General features: G+C 66.8%; 24 protein-coding genes. 8 read left to right on the top strand and 16 right to left on the bottom strand.

From position 1 onward, the window contains the following. Positions 1-92: 92 nt before the first annotated feature. Complete coding sequence (locus M9978_RS14830; protein ID WP_254294511.1) at positions 93-1,250, top strand: N-acetyltransferase; 1,158 nt, start codon at positions 93-95, stop codon at positions 1,248-1,250. A gap of 84 nt (positions 1,251-1,334) precedes the next feature. Here the strand turns inward: M9978_RS14830 and M9978_RS14825 are convergent, their stop codons facing one another. The 7 genes from M9978_RS14825 to M9978_RS14795 form a co-directional block, all read right to left on the bottom strand. Next, on the bottom strand, positions 1,335-1,577 hold the full coding sequence (locus tag M9978_RS14825) for a hypothetical protein (RefSeq protein ID WP_254294510.1): 243 nt from the start codon (positions 1,575-1,577) through the stop codon (positions 1,335-1,337). 196 nt (positions 1,578-1,773) lie between these two features. Beyond that, a complete protein-coding gene (gene xth, locus M9978_RS14820; RefSeq protein ID WP_254294508.1) occupies positions 1,774-2,547 on the bottom strand; it encodes an exodeoxyribonuclease III in 774 nt (257 codons plus the stop codon). 6 nt (positions 2,548-2,553) lie between these two features. Then, positions 2,554-2,895 carry an iron-sulfur cluster insertion protein ErpA gene (gene erpA, locus M9978_RS14815; RefSeq protein WP_254294506.1) on the bottom strand — a complete coding sequence of 114 codons (342 nt, stop codon included), beginning with the start codon at positions 2,893-2,895 and terminating at the stop codon, positions 2,554-2,556. A gap of 107 nt (positions 2,896-3,002) precedes the next feature. Beyond that, a complete protein-coding gene (locus M9978_RS14810; RefSeq protein WP_367305108.1) occupies positions 3,003-4,088 on the bottom strand; it encodes a peptidoglycan DD-metalloendopeptidase family protein in 1,086 nt (361 codons plus the stop codon). A gap of 182 nt (positions 4,089-4,270) precedes the next feature. Then, a complete protein-coding gene (locus M9978_RS14805; RefSeq protein ID WP_254294503.1) occupies positions 4,271-5,059 on the bottom strand; it encodes a ferritin-like domain-containing protein in 789 nt (262 codons plus the stop codon). A gap of 2 nt (positions 5,060-5,061) precedes the next feature. Next, positions 5,062-5,529 carry a peroxiredoxin gene (locus tag M9978_RS14800; RefSeq protein WP_254294502.1) on the bottom strand — a complete coding sequence of 156 codons (468 nt, stop codon included), beginning with the start codon at positions 5,527-5,529 and terminating at the stop codon, positions 5,062-5,064. 2 nt (positions 5,530-5,531) lie between these two features. Continuing rightward, positions 5,532-8,222 carry a bifunctional [glutamine synthetase] adenylyltransferase/[glutamine synthetase]-adenylyl-L-tyrosine phosphorylase gene (locus tag M9978_RS14795; protein WP_254294501.1) on the bottom strand — a complete coding sequence of 897 codons (2,691 nt, stop codon included), beginning with the start codon at positions 8,220-8,222 and terminating at the stop codon, positions 5,532-5,534. 125 nt (positions 8,223-8,347) lie between these two features. Here M9978_RS14795 and M9978_RS14790 point away from each other — a divergent pair, with 125 nt between their 5' ends. Beyond that, positions 8,348-8,485 carry a hypothetical protein gene (locus M9978_RS14790; protein WP_254294500.1) on the top strand — a complete coding sequence of 46 codons (138 nt, stop codon included), beginning with the start codon at positions 8,348-8,350 and terminating at the stop codon, positions 8,483-8,485. A 15-nt stretch (positions 8,486-8,500) separates the two neighbouring features. On the opposite strand, the gene M9978_RS14785 is transcribed toward M9978_RS14790, so the two are convergent. From M9978_RS14785 to M9978_RS14780, 3 genes are all read right to left on the bottom strand, one after another. Then, a complete protein-coding gene (locus M9978_RS14785; protein ID WP_254294498.1) occupies positions 8,501-9,133 on the bottom strand; it encodes a sigma-70 family RNA polymerase sigma factor in 633 nt (210 codons plus the stop codon). Between the two features lie 75 nt (positions 9,134-9,208). Further along, a complete protein-coding gene (locus M9978_RS23180) occupies positions 9,209-9,343 on the bottom strand; it encodes a hypothetical protein (RefSeq protein WP_302054033.1) in 135 nt (44 codons plus the stop codon). Positions 9,344-9,399: 56 nt separating this feature from the next. Further along, positions 9,400-10,200, bottom strand: coding sequence for a response regulator (locus tag M9978_RS14780; RefSeq protein WP_254294496.1), 801 nt, complete (start codon positions 10,198-10,200; stop codon positions 9,400-9,402). Between the two features lie 234 nt (positions 10,201-10,434). Between M9978_RS14780 and M9978_RS14775 the strand changes: the two genes are divergently transcribed. After that, positions 10,435-10,602, top strand: coding sequence for a NepR family anti-sigma factor (locus M9978_RS14775; protein WP_254294494.1), 168 nt, complete (start codon positions 10,435-10,437; stop codon positions 10,600-10,602). A gap of 19 nt (positions 10,603-10,621) precedes the next feature. Beyond that, a complete protein-coding gene (locus M9978_RS14770; protein ID WP_254294491.1) occupies positions 10,622-12,190 on the top strand; it encodes a sensor histidine kinase in 1,569 nt (522 codons plus the stop codon). A gap of 172 nt (positions 12,191-12,362) precedes the next feature. Here M9978_RS14770 and M9978_RS14765 read toward each other — a convergent pair whose 3' ends face one another. After that, positions 12,363-12,977, bottom strand: a complete 615-nt coding sequence (locus M9978_RS14765) for an HAD family hydrolase (protein WP_254294490.1) — start codon at positions 12,975-12,977, stop codon at positions 12,363-12,365. Positions 12,978-12,987: 10 nt separating this feature from the next. Next, complete coding sequence (gene ykgO / locus M9978_RS14760; RefSeq protein WP_254294489.1) at positions 12,988-13,113, bottom strand: type B 50S ribosomal protein L36; 126 nt, start codon at positions 13,111-13,113, stop codon at positions 12,988-12,990. Between the two features lie 192 nt (positions 13,114-13,305). Between ykgO and M9978_RS14755 the strand changes: the two genes are divergently transcribed. The 4 genes from M9978_RS14755 (at position 13,306) to M9978_RS14740 (ending at position 16,187) form a co-directional block, all read left to right on the top strand. After that, positions 13,306-13,902 (top strand): DUF4136 domain-containing protein, encoded by a 597-nt coding sequence (locus M9978_RS14755; RefSeq protein ID WP_254294488.1) that lies wholly within the window; start codon positions 13,306-13,308, stop codon positions 13,900-13,902. Next, entirely contained in the window at positions 13,899-15,017 is a 1,119-nt protein-coding gene (locus tag M9978_RS14750) for a M14 family metallopeptidase (protein ID WP_254294487.1), read from the top strand. Before M9978_RS14755 ends, M9978_RS14750 begins: the two co-directional genes overlap by 4 nt. Further along, positions 15,017-15,475, top strand: a complete 459-nt coding sequence (locus M9978_RS14745; RefSeq protein WP_254294486.1) for a GNAT family N-acetyltransferase — start codon at positions 15,017-15,019, stop codon at positions 15,473-15,475. The genes M9978_RS14750 and M9978_RS14745 overlap by 1 nt, the downstream gene beginning before the upstream one ends. An 85-nt stretch (positions 15,476-15,560) precedes the next feature. Beyond that, positions 15,561-16,187 carry a hypothetical protein gene (locus M9978_RS14740; protein WP_254294485.1) on the top strand — a complete coding sequence of 209 codons (627 nt, stop codon included), beginning with the start codon at positions 15,561-15,563 and terminating at the stop codon, positions 16,185-16,187. A 7-nt stretch (positions 16,188-16,194) separates the two neighbouring features. Here M9978_RS14740 and M9978_RS14735 read toward each other — a convergent pair whose 3' ends face one another. The 4 genes from M9978_RS14735 to M9978_RS14720 are packed head-to-tail and all read right to left on the bottom strand — an operon-like array spanning position 16,195 to position 19,641. Further along, positions 16,195-16,455: a DUF1467 family protein gene (locus M9978_RS14735; RefSeq protein WP_254294483.1), complete on the bottom strand. Its 261-nt coding sequence runs from the start codon at positions 16,453-16,455 to the stop codon at positions 16,195-16,197. 11 nt (positions 16,456-16,466) lie between these two features. Next, the gene (locus M9978_RS14730; protein ID WP_254294481.1) at positions 16,467-18,107 is read right to left on the bottom strand and encodes a ribonuclease J; all 1,641 of its coding nucleotides are present in this window, start codon (positions 18,105-18,107) and stop codon (positions 16,467-16,469) included. A gap of 33 nt (positions 18,108-18,140) precedes the next feature. Further along, on the bottom strand, positions 18,141-18,917 hold the full coding sequence (locus M9978_RS14725) for a type III pantothenate kinase (protein ID WP_254294479.1): 777 nt from the start codon (positions 18,915-18,917) through the stop codon (positions 18,141-18,143). Positions 18,918-18,927: 10 nt separating this feature from the next. Next, the gene (locus M9978_RS14720; RefSeq protein WP_302054032.1) at positions 18,928-19,641 is read right to left on the bottom strand and encodes a biotin--[acetyl-CoA-carboxylase] ligase; all 714 of its coding nucleotides are present in this window, start codon (positions 19,639-19,641) and stop codon (positions 18,928-18,930) included. Positions 19,642-19,718: the final 77 nt, after the last annotated feature.

Genomic DNA, 19,718 nt, shown 5'->3' with positions numbered 1-19,718 from the left:
AGTGGCCATTGCGTGGCATTTCACCCGCTGTTGACTTGGCTCCGGCAACGCGAGACTGGATCACAACCAATCCAACCACAAAGGTCCGCGCCTTGGCCAATTCCCCTCTCACCATCCGTCCGGTCAACGGCAAAGCGGACACGCGCGACTTCATTGAACTCGCTTATCGGCTCAACCGCGGCGATCCGCACTGGGTGCCGCCGCTGCGCAGCGAGGTCGCGGCGGCGATCAGCCCGAAGAAGAATGGCTGGTTCAGCCACGCCGAGGCGCAGCTGTTCCTGGCCGAGAGCGACGGACGCACCGTCGGGCGCATCTCGGCGCATATCGACCGGCTTGCGCTGGAAATGCCCGCCGAACAGGGGTTCGGCCCCGGCACCGGCTTCTGGGGGCTGTTCGAGGCGGAGGACGCCGATACCGCGCACGCGCTGATCGCGGCCGCCGAAAGCTGGCTGCGCGGCAAGGGCATGACCCGTGCGCTCGGCCCGGTTTCGCTGTCGATCTGGGAAGAGCCGGGGCTGCTGGTTCAGGGGCACGATCACGCGCCGATGGTGATGATGGGGCATCACAAGCGCGAATATCAGGCGTGGATCGAAACCGCCGGCTATCACTGCGTCAAGCGGCTGCTGACCTATGATCTCAACGTCATCCAGCCGTTCCCGCCGCTGGTTCAGCGCATCGTCGAGATGGGCGAGAAGAGCGACCGCATCCGCATCCGCAAGGTCGACAAGTCGCGTTTCGAGGAGGAGGCCGCCATCATCCTTGCGATCCTCAACGATGCCTGGGCGGACAATTGGGGGTTCGTGCCGCTGACCCCGCCGGAGATCGACGATGTCGGCAAGAAATTGAAGCCGATCGTGTTCGAGGACCTGATCCGCATCGCCGAGCTCGATGGCGAGCCGGTCGCGTTCATGATCACGCTCCCCGACCTCAACGAAGCGATCAAACCGCTCCATGGGAACCTGCTCCCATTCGGCTGGGCCAAGCTGCTGCTATGGCTGCGCCGCGGCAAGGCGGACGGGATGCGCGTGCCGCTGATGGGCGTCGTCAAGCGGCTGCAGGGCTCGCGCATGGCCAGCCAGCTCGCTTTCATGATGATCGAATATATCCGGCGCATCGCCGTCGAGAAGTTCGACGCCAAGCGCGGCGAGATCGGCTGGGTGCTCGAGGACAATCAGGGGATGGTCGCCATCGCCGACGTCATCGAGAGCAAGATCAATCGCGTCTATCATATCTACGCGAAGACGCTTTGATGTTTGCGGCGCGAGCCGGCGCCGACTGTTATTCGGAAGGACGTTGCGGCCCGCGGCATAGGGGAACCGCGGGCCGCGCCCTCGTCACTTCTGCGCGAGGGGGTCGAAACCGTCTTCGTCAATCCACTGGGCGCGGGTCTTGCAGACCTTCTTGGCGATGCGGCTGCCCGTGGCGCTGTGCTTGGCGCAATAGCGCTTGTCCTGGGCGGCGGCCTGCTCGCTCGACTCGCCCGCGGCAGGGGTCGGCGTGCCGGGCTTGGTCTCGGCCAGCGCGGGGGCGGCGATCAGGATGGCGGCGGCGGCAAAACCGTTGATGATGGTACGCATGGTATGACAGCTCCTCTTCTGCACCTGGGCAAGAGGCCGGAGTTCCCTCCCGGTTTCCGCCCGTATCTGTGTTAGTGCATTAGTCGTGCCAAACGCTTAGCGCGTGTAAAATCAGTTACTTAGCGAGTTTCAGTTGTTACGATGGCGGAATACGTCACCGATGGTTGGGAAAATTCGCCAATAGTTCGGCAAACGTTTACACGCGTAAACGAACCCAGGTCGGCGCGTGGTCGCTGGCCTTTTCGCGGCCGCGATAATCCTTGTCGACGCCCGCCCCCGCCAGCCGGTCAGCCGCCTGCGGGCTGAGCAGCAGATGGTCGATGCGGAACCCGGCGTTGCGCTGCCAGGCGCCGGCCTGATAGTCCCAGAAGGTCCATACCCGGCCCGCCGGAAACCGCGTGCGCAACGCATCGGTCCAGCCTTGCGCCAGCAGCGCGCGATAGCCTTGACGCGATTCGGGCTGCATCAGCGCGTCGGTCGCCATCGCCCGGACCGAGAACACGTCGTCGTCATTGGGGATGACGTTGTAATCGCCGGCGAGCACCACCGGCCGCTCCTCCGCCAGCAATTCGCGCGCGCGCGCCGACAGCCGGGCGATCCAGCGCAGCTTGTAGTCGAACTTCGGCCCGGGAACCGGGTTGCCGTTGGGCAGATAGATCGAAGCGATCGTCACGCCATCGACATCGGCCTCGATATAACGGCTATGCTCGTCCTCCGGCTCGCCTTCCAGCCCGCGCTTGCGCTCGACCGGATCGCCACCCTTGGCGAGGATCGCGACACCGTTGAAGCCCTTCTGGCCATGCCACACCGCACCATAGCCGGCCTCTCGGATTTCCGCTTCGGGAAAGCCCTCATTGGCCGATTTGAGCTCCTGAAGGCACACCACTTCGGGCTGCTGCTCGGCAAGATACTCCAGCAGGCGCGGCAGGCGCGCCCTGATGCCGTTCACATTATAGCTGACGATCTTCAACGCGAATCAGACCGAAAAACTGGTGCCGCAGCCACAGCCCGAGGCCGCCTGCGGATTGGTCACGCGGAACGCCGCGCCGCCCAGCGATTCGACGAAATCGACGCTGGCGCCGCGCACCAGGTCGAGGCTGACCGGATCGACCACCAGCCGCACGCCATCGGTCTCGGCGATCGTGTCATCGCCCTCCGGTCCTTCGGCCAGCTCGAACTTGTACTGAAAGCCCGAGCAGCCGCCGCCCTCGACCGACAGGCGCAGCAGCGCGGGCTTGCCCTGTTTGGCCGCGATCGCCGCGACGCGCGCGGCGGCGGAGGGGGTCAGAGCGATGTCTTCGGAAAGTGCGGTTGCCATGCTGTGGAGATAGGAGAGCCGCCGCCTCGCCGCAACCGAAACGGGCCGCAAAGAAAATGGGCCGCCCGTGCGTGCGGGCGGCCCTTTCCTCTCCGGTACCTCGGAAATCAGTTGCCGGTGGCGGCGGTCAGCTGGACGCGCGCGGCGCGCTCCTGAATCTGGTCGAGCACATTGGCATTCTGCATGAACGGCATCGGGTTCACCGCCGCGCCGTCGATACGGACTTCGTAATGGAGGTGGCTGCCGGTCGAACGGCCGGTCGAGCCCATCAGGCCGATCAGCTGGCCGCGGCGCACGCGGGTGTTCGAGGCGACGAGAATCTTCGACAGGTGGCCATAGCGGGTCTCGATGCCCTTGCCGTGATTGATGGCGATCAGATTGCCATAGCCGCCGAAACGGCCCGAGCGGCCGATCACGCCATCGGCGGTCGCATAGACCGGCGTGCCCTGCGGCCCCGGAATATCGACGCCGGCGTGCATCGCGGCGCTGCCGTGGAACGGATCGGCGCGGACGCCGAAGCTGCTGGTCAGCTTGACGTTGTCGACCGGCTGCATCGACGGGATCGCGATCACCGTCTGCTCGAGCACGTCGAGCTTCTGCCAGGTCTGGAACAGCGAACGGAATTGCGCGTCGGCATTGCCCTCGGCCACGGCGCCATCGGCGGGCGCTGCCTCGAACGGGCCGCCCATGCCGCCCTGCACATAACGCGCCGGGCGGACGCCGAGGCTGCGCAGGTGACGCTCGGTCAGCGTCAGGCGAAGCTGCGCGACACGCTGCGCCTTGGCGGCGAGCTGCGCCTGATTGGCCTCCACCTTGCGCAGCGGCGCGAGCACGTCACGCGCCATGTTGTTGGTCGCGGCGGCATCGGCCGGAACCGGCGCGCCGATATCGGCGGGCGAACCCTTGCCGTCCAGCACGCCGTTGATGATCTTCTGGCGCTGCTCGACCCGCGCGGCATGCTTCAGCGCGGCCTGCTTCACGGCGGCGACATCGGCTTCCATCTGCGCGATTTCGGCCTGCATCCGGGCCATGCGTGCTTCGGGGGTGGTGGCGCTGGTTGCGGTCATCGCGCCGAACGCGGCCTGCGAGACGCCATAAGCGGAGAAGGTCACGGTGATCGCGGCGACACCGGCCAGCAGCGCCTGGGTCCGGCCGGCAATGCTGAAACGGCGCAGATCGCGACCGTCATGCAAAATGAAATCCCGGGTGACGAAGAAGTTACGGAACCGCTGTGCCAGGTTCGCGTTCGGTGCAGTAGTTACCATGTATCCCCGGCGACCACAGACACGCGCCAGCCGGCACACGCCTTCGTTGAAACAAAATCCAGGATGCAGCCCCACCGCATCTGACGGATTTTGTTAGAACCTGCCCGCGCTCAGGTCGCAAGGGGCGCGTAATATTCCCGCGTTAAACCGGCTGACTGACGCGCCGAGTCGTTGAACGGTGGCTTAATCGAGCCACCGAAATAGCGTTTCAGCAACGCCCGCCACTCGGTCTCGGGTGCGAATCCCTTCGCAGCGCAACATGATTCGAACCAGCGCGTGCCCGCCGCGACATGGACGATCTCGTCGTTGAAGATGCGCCGCAGGATGCGTCCCGTCGCCATATCGCCCGCCGCCTCGAATCGCTCGATCGTCATCGGCGTCACGTCGAGACCGCGCGCTTCGAGCACCATCGGCACGACCGCCAGCCGCCCCGCAACGTCATGCGCGGTGGCCTCGGCCGCTTCCCACAATCCGCCATGCGCCGGCATCGCGCCATAACGACTGCCAAGCTGACGCAACCGCCGGTCGAGCAATGCGAAGTGCATCGCTTCGTCGGCCCCGACCTTCAGCCAGTCATCGGTGAACGCCCGGTCGAATGCGCCGCCGAAGCGCCCGGCCATGTCGAATGCCAGATCGACCGCGACGAACTCGATATGCGCCAGCGCGTGGATCAGCGCGATCCGGCCATGCGCCGAACCGCGTCCGCGCTTGGGCATGCGATTGGGCGGCAGCAGCTCGGGTTGGGCGGGCGAGGCAGGCCGGTCGGGCATCGCCACGTCGAACACATGCGCCAGCCGCCCCAGCCGCCAGTCGCGCGCGACCCGCCGCGCCGCCTTGACCTTGGCGATCGGCTCGGCGGTCAGCAGCACGTCGCGCACCGCCTGCGCCACGCTTCGCATGATCAGCCCAGCGCCTTCACCGCGGCCAGCACCTCGTCGATATGGCCCGGCACCTTCACCTTGCGCCAGGCGCGCACCAGCTTCCCCTCCGCGTCGAACAGAAAGGTCGAGCGGTCGATGCCCATATATTTCTTGCCGTACAGCGTCTTCTCGACCCATGTGCCGAAGGCTTCGAGCAGCTTGCCGTCCGGATCGGTCGCCAGCGGCACGGTGAGATCATATTTGGCGGTGAACTTCTGGTGCCGCGCCGCGCTGTCGCGCGACACACCGAGCAATTTCGCACCCGCAGCATCAAATTGCGGCTTGGCGGCACTGAACTCCTGCGCCTCGCGCGTGCAGCCGGCGGTATCGTCCTTGGGATAGAAATAGAGCACGAAGGGCGCACCGACATGGCCATCGAGCGCGAACGCATTGCCTTCGATATCCAGCAGTTCGACCGCCGGAATCCGGTCGCCTTCCTTGATCGCCATGCTCAATTTCCTCCTTCGGCCACACCAGCCCACGCCGCCGCGACCTCCTGCCGGTGCCGGTCGAGCGATGCAACCACCTGCGGCCAGTCGCGCACGCCGACGGCATGCGCCACGACCGGCCGACTCGCGCTCGACGGCGGTTCGGCATCGGGCGCCACCAGCCGCAACGTCACCAGCAGCCGCGTCAGGAAATCATGCGCCGCAGCCAGTTCGGGCGGCAGGCGGCCTTCCCCGGCCAGCGCAGAGATCGCGCGGCGCAGATCGGGATCGAAGCCGGTGCGGTCGATCAACTGACGCGTGTGCACCGCGAATTCGAGATCGACCAGCCCGCCCGGCAACAGCTTCGCATCGAGCGGGCCCTTGGGCGGTTTGTGCCCGGCCATGTCCTCGCGCATCTTGCGCGCATCGGCGAGGATGTCGCGCGGCGGACGCTCGCCGCCCAGCACGGCGTCGATCACCTGTTGCACGACCGCGCGCGCCGCGACCGATCCGAACACGGGACGCGCGCGGGTCAGCGCCATATGCTCCCATGTCCAGGCTTCCTCGCGCTGATATTTTGCGAAGCCGTCGAGCGATACGACCAGCGGCCCCTGCGCACCCGAGGGCCGCAGCCGCGTATCGACCTCATACAGTGCACCGGCAGCGGTCGGCACGGACAGCGCGGCGATGACGCGCTGTGCCAGCCGGTTGTAATAGGTCACCGCGCCGAGCGGCTTCTCGCCATCGGATTCGGCCAGATGATTGCCGGTGAACAGGAACACCAGATCGAGATCCGACGCATGGGTCAGCGCGCCGCCGCCGAACCGGCCCAGCGCCAGCACGACCAGCTCGCTGTCGGGTACGCGGCCGTGGCGCACGGTGAACTCGTCGATCGCGGCCTCGGCCAGCACCGCAAGCGCCGCCTCCGCCACGCGCGAATAGCCCGCCGACACGTCGAGCGGATCGCTCGCGCCGGCGACGATCTGCGCGCCGAGCGCAAAGCGCTTCTCGCCGACCAGCTTGCGGACATGGTCGAGCAGCCGCTGATAATCGTCGCCCGCCTCGCGCTCGCGCATCTGCGCGGCGAGTTCGTCCACCATTCCGACCGGCGCCAGCGCGGTCGCGTCGATCAGCCCGTCGATCAGTTCCACCCGCCGCGCCAGCGCCTCGGCCAGCGTCGGCGCATGGCACAGGATCGTGCTGAGCAACCGCGCCAGCGCCGGCCGCGCCTCGAGCAGATGGAACAGGTTGAGCGCGCTCGGCAGCCGCGAGAGGATCGTATCGAGCCGAGCAAGCGCGCGGCCCGGATCGGGCGCCTCGCCGATCGCCGCGAGCAGCCCCGGGAGCACTGCCTCGAGCGCCGCTCGCGCCGGCACGCTGCGCAACGCCGGATAGCGCGCGCTGCGCCAGCCCTCGATCAGCCGTGCCGCGCCGCCCGCATCGGCGAAGCCCGCCTGCGCCAGCGCCTGCTCGACCCCTGCGCCTCCTGCGGCGACCTGGGTCTGCCCATCGCCGTCGAGCGCATCGTAGATCCGACCCACCCGCTCGACATGCGGCGCCAGCAGGTCGAGCAGCGCCGCGCCGCTCTCCAGCCCATGCAGCCGCGCCACACGGTCGAGCGCCTCACCCTGCGGCAGCTGGTGCGTCTGCCGGTCGTCGATCATCTGCACGCGATGCTCGATCGTGCGCAGCAGCACATAGGCTTCGGCCAGTTGCGCCGCCTCACCGCGATCGATCTGCCCCGCCTCGGCCAGCGCAGCGAGGGCATCGAGCGTCGCAGGCGCGCGCAAGGCGGCATCGCGGCCGCCATGGATCAGCTGGTGGATCTGCGCGAAGAACTCGACCTCGCGGATGCCGCCGCGGCCGCGTTTTAGGTCATAGCCCGCGCCGAACGCCTGCCCCTGCGCATGATGGTCGCGAATGCGGCGCGAGATACCGCGAATGTCGCGGATGGTTCCGTAATCGAGCGCGCGCCGCCACACGAACGGGCGGATCGTGTCGAGGAAGCCCTGTCCCAGCGCGACATCGCCCGAGGCAGCCCGCGCGCGAATGAACGCCGCCCGCTCCCACGCAACCGCCTGCGATTCATAATAGCTGATCGCCGCATTCACCGGCAACACGATCGGCGTCACCTCGGGCGAGGGCCGTAACCGCAGGTCGATGCGCAGCACATAGCCATCGGCATCGCGCCCCTGGAGCAGCTCGACCACGCGGCGGCCGATCCGTACCGCCCCCTCCTCGACCGCCTCGCGCTCGCGGTGCGGGAGCGTCGCCGGGTCGAACAACAGGATCGGATCGATATCGGACGAATAGTTGAGTTCGCGGCTCCCCTGCTTGCCCAGCGCGATCGCGGCGAACCCGGCGGCGTCCGCGCCGGGCACGCGCTCGGCAATCGCGGCGCGGATCGCACTGTCGAGCGCGTAATCGGCGAAATCGGATAGCGCTTGCGTGGCTCGCCGGAAGTCGAGCAACCCGGCAAGATCGCCGATCGCGGTGATCAGCGCCAGCCGCCGCCGCTCGATCCGCAGCCGCCTGGCCACAGGCATGGCCGGGTCGTCGATGCGCGAAGCGACCACCGGATCGTCCAGCGCTTGCGCGATTTCGGCGACGGTCTCGGCCTCGCGCTCGATGAGATGGGCAAGGAACGGCGAGTTGGCCTGCGCGCGTTCCAGCGCACGCCCGACCGCATCCTCGTCACCGACCGCCGTTTCCATCAAAATCGGTCAGGACGCGCCGGACCGAGTGCTGTCAAGCAACAAATCGGGCTAACCTTCGTTTAGATCGCATGGCACGCAACAAGCCCTCGACTGGACCCGGATCGTCCGACAACGGTTACCGGGTGGAACTGCCTCGCACCTGCGACGCGATCGGCGTCGTGCTGCGTGACGCGTTCGAGCGCGATCTGGGCCTGCCCGACGACATGCTGCTGCTGCTGCGCAAGATCAACGGCCGACCCGCGACCAGCCGCGATTGCTGAGCGCGCGGCCGCGGTTCAGCGGTCGCGGCTCAGTTCGTCCACTTCGTCCATGATCGTATCGAGCGCGCTGCGGCCAGTGACTTCGCTGTCGCGGCGCGAGGGAAGCTGACCATCGGTCATCAACCCTTCGAGCGCGACGCGCCCGCGCGCCACGCGGCTCTTGATCGTGCCCACCGCGACGCCGCAAATCTCGGCGGCTTCCTCATAGGCGAAGCCGCCCGCGCCGACCAGGATCAGCGCCTCGCGCTGCGGCTGCGGCAAGTGCAGCAGGGCACGCTGCATGTCGGCAAGATCGACATGCTTGTCCTGCGACGCCGGCGCCGCGAGCAGCCGGTCGGCGACGAGATCGTCCCACTCGCCCTTGAAGCGCGCGCGGCGCATCTGGCTGAGATAGAGGTTGCGCAGGATGATGAAGGTCCAGGCGCGCATGTTGGTGCCGGCCTGAAAGCGCTTGCGCGCCGCCCACGCCTTGAGCAGCGTTTCCTGCACGAGGTCGTCGGCCACGTCGCGGCTGCCCGACAACGAGCGGCCGAACGCGCGCAGGTGCGGGATGACCGTCGCCAGCTGTTGCTTGAACTCCGGATCGGAGAGCGAAACATGCTCTACCGGCGCCGCGTCCTGCTCGCCTTCCTCGTCGCTGTCGGTCATTCGATTCCGTTCGTCGGGCGCGGCGGCATGCCGCGCCGGGTCAGATAGGTGCGCGGCCCGCATCCGCCAGCCTGCTCAGATCAGCAGGTAGATGGCGTAGATGACGATGATCGAGACCAGCGATATCGCGAGGATATAGCGGGTCATGTGCGGCGTCGCGCCGGCACGCGCATCCTGAGTGGAGATGTGCTGGGGTTCGTTGTCGTCCATATCGCATCAACCCGTGAGAAACGTTTTGGGTCCGAAAGAAATGGAACTTTCGCGTCCTAGCCGGCCGGAACTGTGGATTCGTCGAAGAACAAAGCCTGGCTGATCGCCGCCTTAACCGTCGAGCGCTGGAAGGGCTTGGTGATCAGGAAGGTCGGCTCGGGCCGCTCACCCGTCAGCAGCCGCTCTGGGAAGGCGGTGATGAAGATCACCGGCACGCTGAACTGCGCGAGGATGTCCTTGACCGCATCGATGCCAGAGCTGTCGTCGGCGAGCTGGATGTCGGCGAGCACGAGGCCGGGCCGATCCTCCATCGCCAGCGCAACCGCCTCGTCGCGAGTCACCGCAACGCCGGTCACGTCATGCCCCTGGTCGCGAACGATCGTCTCCAGATCCATCGCGATCAGCGGCTCGTCCTCGATGATCAGCACGCGCGCACGAGTCTGCTTGTCGATCTCCGACAGCGCCTCGGCGACGAGGCCCTCGACCGAATCCGGCGTCTCCTCGAGCAGATAGGCGGTGTCCTCGCTTGTGAAGCCCTCCATCGCGGTCAGCAGCAGCGCCTGACGCGAGCGTGGCGCCAGCCGCGACAACCGCGCGCGGGCAATCGCCTCGCCTTCGTTGAGCGGATCGAAATCCTCGGCGCGGTCGTCGAGATGGGTCGAGCCCCAGATCGCCTGAAAGGTGCGATAGAGTCCCAGTCTGGGATCGACGTCGCGCGGGAATTCCTCCGGCGCCGCGACGATCGCCTCCAGCGTCGCGCGCACATAACGGTCGCCCTCGGTCTGGCTCCCGGTCAGCGCGCGGCCATAGCGGCGCAGGAAGGGAAGATGCGGCGCAAGCTGCTGTCCAAGCGACATTGTATTCGTTTCTCCTCCGGTACGACGCCTATTGATGCTGGCGCCGCCGCTGCAATTCAAGTGCTGCGGTCCCGAAGAATGGCCCCTCCCCGGAAATCGCATCGCCTGTGGAACAAACGAAGCGTGAATTGGTTTCATGCGTCGGACACGAGGTGCAATCTTCGTGTTTCCGGGAACTTGCGGTTCCCGGCTTTTTTGTGCATCCGCCCGTTCTTGGGCTGTCAGGGGGACGTAGTGCGTTCGGCCGAAGAGAAGAAGAAGGAACCGCTTGAGCGGACGGGCGGCGGCATGAACGCGCGGAAGGACCGGAATATCGGCGATGCGCTGCGCCGTGTGTACAGCGATGCGGTCGACGAGCAGGTGCCCGACGATCTGCTGAACCTGCTACGCAAGCTCGACTGACCGACGGCCTGATGGCCATATGGAGGGGGAAGACCAGAAGTCCGGCCTGATCGGTCCGCTCGACGTCCTTGCCCGGATGCCCACCGGCGCCAAGGTTCTTTTCATTCTCAGCGCGGCGCTGCTGCCGCTCGCGCTCATCGCTTTCTTCGCCTCGATTCAGACCAGCCGCATCGCCGATCAGGAGGTGCGAGCCCGCTTGCGCATCGCGATCGAGGAATCGGCGCGCTCGCTGCGCAGCGAGCTTGCCTATGAATTGCGCGAGTTGCGCGGCGCCCTGCCCGCGTCACCCGATCGCCTCCCCAATTGCGGACGGCTAGCGGGCGTGTTCGAGCCGCAGGCCGCCAGCGGTATCCGCTATGCGATGACCGACCCGAACGGGCGCCTGCTGTGCGGGACGCCGATCGGAGCAGCGCGGAGCGGCCCGGCGGTACCCGGCGAATCCGACATCCGGCTGATCGCCGATCGTGGCATCCAGATCGAGGTTGCCGGGATGACCGGCCATACCGCCCGCGCCTTCTTCCCGATCGCGTTTCTGGCGACCGCCGCCGAGCCCAGCGCGATGGGCGACGACTTCGGCGTCGCACTTACGAGCGCAGGGCAGTTGCTCGACCTGCGCAAGCTGCCGGGCGGCGGCATGCTCAGCCGGCGCGAGACCCAGCAGGTCGCGATCGGCGTGCAGAATCTGGCGCTGCGCATGACGGTGGCGAGCGCGCCGATCACCTCGTCGATGATCCTCGCCGCACTGCTGCCGTTCGTGATGTGGATTTCGGCCGCCGCCATCGCATGGTTCGTCGTCGACCGGCTGTTGATCCGTCCGCTGCGCCGTTTGCGCACGACCGTCAGCGCCTATCAGCCGGGCGAGCTGATCGACCCGGTGGCAGGCAGCGACATTCCGGCGCAGGAGATCCGCGCGCTCGGCGATACCTTCCGCCAGATCAGCCGCACGGTGCAGGCGCACGAAAGCGATCTGGCCGAGGGCTTGTCACGCCAGACCAAGCTGACGCGCGAGGTGCACCACCGCGTCAAGAACAACCTCCAGGTCATCGCCAGCCTGATCAACTTCCACGCGCGGGGCGCGCAATCGCCCGAGGCGCTCGCCGCCTATGCCTCGATCCAGCGCCGCGTCGATTCGCTCGCGGTGGTGCATCGCCATCACTATGCCGGGTTCGAGGAAACGCGCGGGATCGAGCTGCGTCCGGTGATCGGCGAGCTGGCGTCGAACATCCGCGCGACCGCGCCCGAGGATCGGCCGGTCGGCATCGTTCTCGACCTCGAACCGCTGCTGGTGTCACAGGACAATGCCGTGGCGGTGGCCTTCCTGATCACCGAGATCGTCGAGCTGGCGATGAACTGCAGCCCGATGGCGCAGGTCCGCATCTCGCTCAAGGAAGGCGCCGGCGAACCGAGCCGCGCGACGCTGCGGATCAGTTCGCCCGCGCTGGTGGAAAGCCCGGATTTCACGCGTCTCAACGACACGCGCTACGGCCGCGTGATCGGCGGCCTCGTCCGCCAGTTGCGCTCAAGGCTGCATCACGACCCGCTGATCGGTGCGTTCGAATGGCAGATCGCCACCACCGGACGCATCTGAAAAAAGATTCAAAAAAATCGCAATGACGCGGAACCGGGTGCCGAAGTCGGCGTTTTGAACTTCGGATAGTGACCTTTTGCCCCCCCGCTCTCGCTATCCAAGACATGGGCCCGGAAGCGTCAACCCCTCCCCCCCCCGGTGACGCTTCCGGGCCTAAAACTTTTCCAGACAGTCAGATGAGGTTCGCGGCGGCCAGTTCGGCGCGGGTCGATGCCGCGTCCTTGAAGTGGATCGAGCGGATGCCGAGGGCCTGTGCGCCCGCGACATTGGCGGCGCTGTCATCGATGAACACCGCATCTTCGGCGCGCAGCCCGAAGCGGTCGAGCGCGAGCCGGTAGATCGCCGCGTCAGGCTTCACCAGCCGCTCGTCTCCCGACACCACTACATCGCGGAAGCGGTCGAACAGCGCCGGCCATGCCGCGCGGAACGGCGGGAAGAACTCGTGGCTGAAATTGGTGATCGCGAACAGCGGCACGCCCGCCGAGTCGAGTTCGGCGACCAGCTCGTGCATTCCTGCGACCGGCCTGTCGACGCTGTCGTTGAAGCGCGGCCCCCAAGCGGCGATCAGCTTGGCATGTTCGGGAAATCGCGCGCTCAGCTCCGCCGAGGTGTCGGCGAAGTCGCGACCCGCATCATGCTGGAAGTGCCACTCGACCGTGACAACATCCTTCAGAAACGCTTCGAGCGCCCGATCGTCACCGATCAGGCGCTCGTAGAGAAACCGCGGATGCCAGTGGAACAGGACGTTGCCGATATCGAAGATAACGGCGTGCGGACGTCCCGCCACAGGTCAGGCTTCAGCCCTGGCGGGCCTTGAAGCGGCCCTGGGTCTTGTTGATGACGTACACGCGGCCGCGGCGGCGGATCACGCGGTTGTCACGGTGCCGCCCCTTGAGCGACTTAAGGCTGTTGACGATCTTCATGACCCGTCTCGTACTCGTTGTTTGGCTATGCCGGAAAAGAGGCGCCCGCCTAGATGTGAGTCCTGCGGAAGTCAAGGAAGCAGGCGAGAATTTCGCGGTTCGCCGCGCAACCCATTGCACGGAACCGGCAGGGGCGTAACGATGTTGATCAGGATGCGCCGTTCGTGCCGAGCGGCAGGAGGACATGTTCCGATGAAGACCCGCGCGCTGCTCGCCCTCGCCGCCACCGCCGCGCTGGTGGCAGGCTGTTCGACCACCACCAGCCGTACCGCGCCGGTCGACGTCGTCCGCTATCACCTTTCGCAGCCGATTCCGGCCGGGACGGTCGCGCTCGCGCCGCAGAGCCCGGCGCAGGGCGGCCCCGAATATGCGCTCTATTCGGGCGCGGTCGGCGCCGAGATGGCGCGGCTGGGCTTCGCGCAGGCAGCCGACGCCACCAGGGCCGACTATATCGCCACGGTCGGCTTCAGCCGCACCGACCGCGGCCAGGTCCGCACTCGCCCGCCCGTGACGATCGGCATCGGCGGGGGCAGCTATGGCGGCGGCGTGGGTCTCGGCGGCGGCGCCAGCTTCGGCATCGGCAGCAAGACGCGCACCGTCTATGCCAGCGAGCTCACGGTGCAGCTCCGCCGCCGCGGCGACAACACGATGATCTGGGAAGGCCGCGCACTCGCCGAGACGCTGGAGGGCCAGCCCGGCGCGCAGCCGGTCGACGGCGCTGCACGGATGGCAGCTGCGCTGTTCAAGGGGTTCCCCGGACAATCCGGCATCACTATTCAGGTGAAATGACGATCCACATCAACGCCGCGTTCGACAGCGGCAACATCCGCGTCGCCGCCATCGACGGCGACCGAATCGACCTCGAAATCGTGGCGGATCACCAGTCCGATTTCTTCCAGTGGTTCCATTTTCGCGTCGCCGGCGCGCGCGGGCGTCGGGTGACCTTCCGCATCGTCAACGCCGGCAAGGCCGCCTATGCGTTCGGCTGGCCCGGCTATCGCGCCCGCGTCAGCACCGACCGCGAGACCTGGCGGCTGACCGATGGCGCCTATGCCGACGGCGTCTTCTCGTTCAATCACAGCTTCGAGAGCGACATCGCCTGGTTCGCCTATTTCGCGCCCTACAGCATGGAGCGGCACCAGGATCTGATCGCACGCATGGCCACAACGGCCGGCGTCACCCACCGCGAGCTTGGCCGCACGCTCGACGGGCGGGCGCTCGACCTGCTGACGCTTGGCGACGGGCCGAAACAGGTGTGGCTCTACGCCCGCCAGCATCCGGGCGAATCGATGGCCGAATGGTGGATGGAGGGCGCGCTGGAGATGCTCACCGACCCCACCGACGCGGCCGCCAGGGCGCTGCGCGAAAAGACGACGCTGCATCTCGTTCCCAACATGAACCCGGACGGCAGCTTCCGCGGCCATCTGCGCACCAATGCCGTCGGCGTGAACCTCAACCGCGAATGGCATTCGCCGAGCATGGACAAGAGCCCCGAAGTGTTCCTCGTCCGCGCGGCGATGGACGAAACCGGGGTCGATTTCGCGATGGACGTGCATGGCGACGAGGCCATTCCCGCCAATTTCCTCGCCGGCTTCGAGGGCATTCCGAGCTGGACCGACGCGCTCGGCGATAAATTCTACGATTACGGCCGCCGCCTCGCCGACGCCACACCGCTGTTCCAGCTCGAACAGGGCTATGAGAAGTCGGCGCCGGGCATGGCCAATTTGTCGATGTCGACCAACCAGCTCGCCGAGCGGTTCGGCGCGGTCGCGATGACGCTGGAAATGCCGTTCAAGGATCACGATCCCAGCCCCGACGCCGAATTCGGCTGGTCGCCCGAGCGGTGCAAGGCGCTTGCCCACGCCTGCCTCGATACGCTGGCGGGCATGATCGACGACCTCTGATGGAGATCCGCGAGGGCGGCCTGGATGATCCGCAGGTCATCGGCCTGCTGGAAATCCATGCCGGCGGCATGCTCGCCAATTCGCCGCCCGGCACCTGTCATTTCCTCGACCTGTCCGGGCTCAAGACGCCCGACATCACCTTCCTGTCGTGCTGGGACGGCGAGACGCTGCTCGGCATCGGCGCGCTCAAGGCGCTCGGCGACGGCACCGGCGAGATCAAGTCGATGCGGACTGCGCAGGCGGCGCTGGGCCGCGGCGTCGGCACGGCGATCCTGCGCGACATCATCGCCCGCGCCCGCCAGCGCGGCTATCGCGCACTCAAGCTCGAAACCGGCACCGGCCCGGCCTTCGACGCCGCGCACGCGCTGTACAAGCGGCACGGCTTCGTGCCCTCGCCCGCGTTCGCCGATTACGAGGCGACCGAGTTCAACTGTTTCTACGCCCTGCCCCTGACGTGATGGCTAATGCCGGATTAGGGATGCTTATTGGGCGGCGATTGACGCCCGTGCGCTAACCCGGCCCCGCAACCATCGGGGGCTGACGATGAAGGAATTGATGTTCGGCGGCGTGGCCGCGGCGCTGGCGGCGGGCGTGTATTTCCATGGTCCGCTCAAGGGCGGCGAGACCTATGACAAGCCCGTGGCCGAGGTCTATCGCATCGTCGAATCGAGCCCGCTGCCCTCGGCATTCGACAAAATGGTCTATAACCAGCGCGGCGGATCGGTGACACGCGGCGGTACGCCCGAAAAGTCGATGGTCTGGTATTTCCACGCCAACGGCGTGCAGGTCGCCAAATACACCGTCGATATTGCGTCTGCGGGCGAAAAGAAGGCGCGCATCTCGACCAGTTTCGAGATGACCGACGCGGCGGAGAAGGCGCTGGGCAAGGGCTTCGCGATCAAGGGCGCCGACCAATATGAGGTGATCGGCCGCGCCTCGATGGACGAGCAGATCGACGCGCGCCTCGATGGCCGCGAGTTCGACTATGCCCGCATTTCCGACGCCATGTCCGGCTATATGATGACGAACATGGGCAAGATTCAGGGCGAGGCGATCAAGTCGATGGACGAGGCCGCAGCCAGCTTCAAGAAATCGGACGAGCAGCGCGCTTACAGCAAGGCGCAGGCCGACAACGCCAAGTTCAAGGCCGGCGAACCGATGGTGAGATAGTCCCGGCTCAGTTCCAGTAGTCGAGCATGTCGCTGGTGATCCAGCCGAAGACATAGTTGAGATAGAAGAGGCCGAACATCACCGTCGCGACGATGGTGGTGCGCAGCGCGATGCGGCCCGCCTCGAACCGGTGCGGCGCGCTCTCCGCCTGCCCCGGCACCAGTGCCTCGCCCGCCTCGACGCTGGTGCGCGCCGAAAAGGGCAGCACCAGAAACAGCGCCAGGAACCAGAACAGGAAATAGATCGCGAGCGCGCTGCCCCACCACATCGGCTAAACCCTCAGACCTCGATCAGCATCACATCGACGACCGGCTTCTTGCCGGTCCATCTGACCGCCACGCGCCGCGTCGCCAGCCGCACCGCCTCGCGCAGCTTCTCGCGGTCGCCGCCTTTTGCAGTGGTCACGGCCTTGGCCGCAGCCTCGCAGGCTTCCTCGAGGAACGGTTCGCGATCCTCCTCGACCGGCACCCCTTGGATGCGGACCTCGGGCGTGCCGGCGAGCTTGCCGTTCGCCTTGAGCGCCACCGCGACCGACATCTGGCCGTAAAGGCCGAGCTTGCGGCGCTCGTTCATTGTCGAGCCGTCCGCCGGCAGGATCACATCGCCGTCGAGCACCAGCCGGCCAGCGGGGGCGAAGCCAAGCTTTTCGGGCTTGCCGGGGGCGAGACGGACGATCTCGCCATTGTTCTGCACGACCGCGCTGGGAATGCCCTGCTCGACCCCGAAATGCGCCTGTTCGGCGATGTGACGCATCTCGCCATGCACCGGCACCAGAATTTGAGGCCGAATCCAGCGGTACATCTCGGCCAGTTCCGGGCGCCCGGGATGGCCCGAGACATGGACGAAGGCCTGGCGGTCGGTGACCATGTCGACCCCCTTGGTCGCAAGCTGGTTCATGATCCGGCCGATCGCCATTTCGTTGCCGGGGATCTGCTTGGACGAGAAGACCACCAGATCGCCGTCATCGACCTTGAGCTGGTGATTGCCCTCGGCGATGCGCGCGAGCGCGGCGCGCGGTTCGCCCTGCCCGCCAGTAGCAACGATCATCACCTTGTCGCGCGGCAGCGTCATCGCGGTGTCGAAGTCGACCGTCTCGGGAAAGTCGCGCAGATAGCCGGTGGCCTTCGCCACGCGCAGGATGCGGTCGAGCGAACGCCCGGCGACGCACATCGCGCGCCCGGTATCCTTGGCCGCCTGCCCCAGCGTCTGCAGCCGCGCGGCGTTGGAGGCGAAGGTGGTGACCAGCACGCGCCCCTTGGCGCCCGCGATCACGCGGTCGAGCCCTTCGCGCACTTCCTGCTCGGAACCCGACGCCTCGGGATTGAAGACATTGGTCGAATCGCAGACCAGCGCCAGCACGCCGGCGTCACCGATCTCGGTCAGTTCCTGCGCGGTCGAGGGCGATCCCATCACCGGCGTCTCGTCGATCTTCCAGTCGCCGGTGTGGAACACGCGGCCATAGGGGGTGTCGATCAGCACCGCATTGCCCTCGGGAATCGAATGCGCCAGCGGCACGTAACGGATGCCGAACGGACCGAGCTCGAACGGCTCCTCCTCGCGCACGACGTTCAGTTCGACGCGATCGGCGATGCCTTCCTCGTCGAGCTTGCCGTGGATCAGCCCGGCGGTGAACGGCGTGGCATAGAGCGGCACGCCGAGGTCGAGCGCGAGATAGGGCAGCGCGCCGATATGGTCCTCATGCCCGTGCGTCAGCACGATGCCGAGCAGATCGTCCAGCCGCTCCTCGATGAACTGCAAATCGGGCAGGATCAGGTCGATGCCGGGATAGTCGGGATTGCCGAAGATCACCCCGCAATCGACCATGATCCACTTGCCGCGGCAGCCGTAGAGATTGACGTTCATGCCGATCTCGCCCGAACCGCCGAGCGCGAGGAAAAGAAGTTCGTTGCCGGGTGTCACGTTATTCCTTCGTTCCGCATGATGCGGGAATGTTCAGGCAGACGCCTGGGTCCGTTCCCACAGAAGCGCAAGCCCCTGAATGGTCAGATCGGGTTCGATCGCGTCGAACACATCGGTATGCTTCTCGAACAGCACCGCGAGGCCGCCGGTGGCGATCACCTTCACCGGTCGCCCGATCTCGGCCTTCACCCGCGCGACCAGCCCCTCGATCATCGCGATATAGCCCCAATAGATGCCGATATGCATCTGGTCGGCGGTGTTGACCCCGATCACGCTGGTGGTCTGCGGCGCCTCGATCGCGACGCGCGGCAGCTTGGCCGCCGCGTTGACCAGCGCGTCGAGCGACAGGTTGATCCCCGGCGCGATGATCCCGCCCTTGTACGCGCCACTGTAATCCGCGACCTCGAAGGTCGTCGCCGTGCCGAAGTCGATGACGATCAGGTCGCCGGGATGCTTCTCGTGCGCGGCGATGACGTTGAGCGCGCGGTCGGCGCCCATGCTCTGCGGTTCCTCGACATCCAGCCGGATCGGCCAGCCGTCCGCGCCGGCGATCACCGCGTCGGTCTTGAAATATTTGCTCGCGAGCACTTGCAGATTGTGCAGCGCGCGCGGGACGACGGTGCCGACGATGACGGCGGTCACGTCGGCGCGGTCGAAGCCTTCGAGGCTCAGCAGCTGGCTCAGCCACACGGCATATTCGTCGGCGGTGCGGCGCGGATCGGTGGCGATGCGCCAGCGCGCGCGGATCTCGCGCCCTTCGAGCAGCGCGAAGACGACATTGGTGTTGCCGGCATCGATGGCGAGCAGCATTTCGGGTCCTTCAGATCAGGAACACGTCGCCCGCGTGAATGACACGCCGCGAGCCATCGGCCAAGCGCAGGATCAGCGCGCCGTCATGGGTCAGGCCGTCGAACAGGCCATCGGCCGCGCTACCGTCGGGCAGCCGTGCGGTCAGCGCGGTTCCAGTTGAATGCGCGCGCTCCAGCCACCGCTGGCGCACCGGATCGAGCCCCTCGCCTCGCCACCGCCCAAGCCAGCGGGCGAACGCTTCGGCGAGCACGTCGAGCAGGGTCGCAGGGTCGGCGGATGCGCCGTGCGCGGCAAGGCTCGTCGCCGGCCGGTCGGGCAGATCGGGACGATGCGCGAGATTCGCGCCGATGCCGATCACCACCGCATCGCCCGCGCGTTCGAGCAGGATACCGGAGAGCTTGGCGCCATCGACCAGCAGGTCGTTGGGCCATTTGAGCGTACCACCTGAGGGCAGGAACACGCGCACCGCCTCTTCCAGCGCGACCGCCGCGACCAGCGCGAGCGTTGCGGCGGGCGGATCACTCGGCCGCAGCCGGACGAGCGTGCTGGCGTAGAGATTACCCGCAGGCGATTCCCACGCCCTGCCCTGCCGGCCCTTGCCCGAGGTCTGGCGCTCGGCACGAAGCCAGCTGCCCTCGCTCGCACCCGCCGCGGCGAGCGCGAGCATGTCCGCATTGGTCGATCCGGTCTCCTCGACCGTGCGGATCAGGCTGGTCAGAACCATGCGCGATGCGGCACCGGCCCGCTCCCCCACCCGGCCACCCATTCAGGATACGATGTGGGTGGCCGGGTGGGGGAGCG

The sequence above is a fragment of the Sphingomonas tagetis genome, assembly GCF_024211275.1.
Taxonomy (GTDB): Bacteria; Pseudomonadota; Alphaproteobacteria; order Sphingomonadales; family Sphingomonadaceae; genus Sphingomonas; species Sphingomonas tagetis.
Note: the sequence above shows the minus strand (reverse complement) of the source record. Positions and strands in the feature narration are given on the sequence as shown.

Coding starts and splice junctions, on each gene's coding strand:
- M9978_RS14785 (WP_254294498.1), bottom strand. CDS start 9,133: ATGACCGACAGCGACGAGGAAGGCGAGCAGGACGCGGCGCCGGTAGAG.
- erpA (WP_254294506.1), bottom strand. CDS start 2,895: ATGGCAACCGCACTTTCCGAAGACATCGCTCTGACCCCCTCCGCCGCC.
- M9978_RS14740 (WP_254294485.1), top strand. CDS start 15,561: ATGAAGGAATTGATGTTCGGCGGCGTGGCCGCGGCGCTGGCGGCGGGC.
- M9978_RS14825 (WP_254294510.1), bottom strand. CDS start 1,577: ATGCGTACCATCATCAACGGTTTTGCCGCCGCCGCCATCCTGATCGCC.
- M9978_RS14805 (WP_254294503.1), bottom strand. CDS start 5,059: ATGCGAAGCGTGGCGCAGGCGGTGCGCGACGTGCTGCTGACCGCCGAG.
- M9978_RS14745 (WP_254294486.1), top strand. CDS start 15,017: ATGGAGATCCGCGAGGGCGGCCTGGATGATCCGCAGGTCATCGGCCTG.
- M9978_RS14780 (WP_254294496.1), bottom strand. CDS start 10,200: ATGTCGCTTGGACAGCAGCTTGCGCCGCATCTTCCCTTCCTGCGCCGC.
- M9978_RS14750 (WP_254294487.1), top strand. CDS start 13,899: ATGACGATCCACATCAACGCCGCGTTCGACAGCGGCAACATCCGCGTC.
- M9978_RS14795 (WP_254294501.1), bottom strand. CDS start 8,222: ATGGAAACGGCGGTCGGTGACGAGGATGCGGTCGGGCGTGCGCTGGAA.
- M9978_RS14725 (WP_254294479.1), bottom strand. CDS start 18,917: ATGCTGCTCGCCATCGATGCCGGCAACACCAATGTCGTCTTCGCGCTG.
- M9978_RS14770 (WP_254294491.1), top strand. CDS start 10,622: ATGGAGGGGGAAGACCAGAAGTCCGGCCTGATCGGTCCGCTCGACGTC.
- ykgO (WP_254294489.1), bottom strand. CDS start 13,113: ATGAAGATCGTCAACAGCCTTAAGTCGCTCAAGGGGCGGCACCGTGAC.
- M9978_RS14720 (WP_302054032.1), bottom strand. CDS start 19,641: ATGGTTCTGACCAGCCTGATCCGCACGGTCGAGGAGACCGGATCGACC.
- M9978_RS23180 (WP_302054033.1), bottom strand. CDS start 9,343: ATGGACGACAACGAACCCCAGCACATCTCCACTCAGGATGCGCGTGCC.
- M9978_RS14735 (WP_254294483.1), bottom strand. CDS start 16,455: ATGTGGTGGGGCAGCGCGCTCGCGATCTATTTCCTGTTCTGGTTCCTG.
- M9978_RS14755 (WP_254294488.1), top strand. CDS start 13,306: ATGAAGACCCGCGCGCTGCTCGCCCTCGCCGCCACCGCCGCGCTGGTG.
- M9978_RS14800 (WP_254294502.1), bottom strand. CDS start 5,529: ATGGCGATCAAGGAAGGCGACCGGATTCCGGCGGTCGAACTGCTGGAT.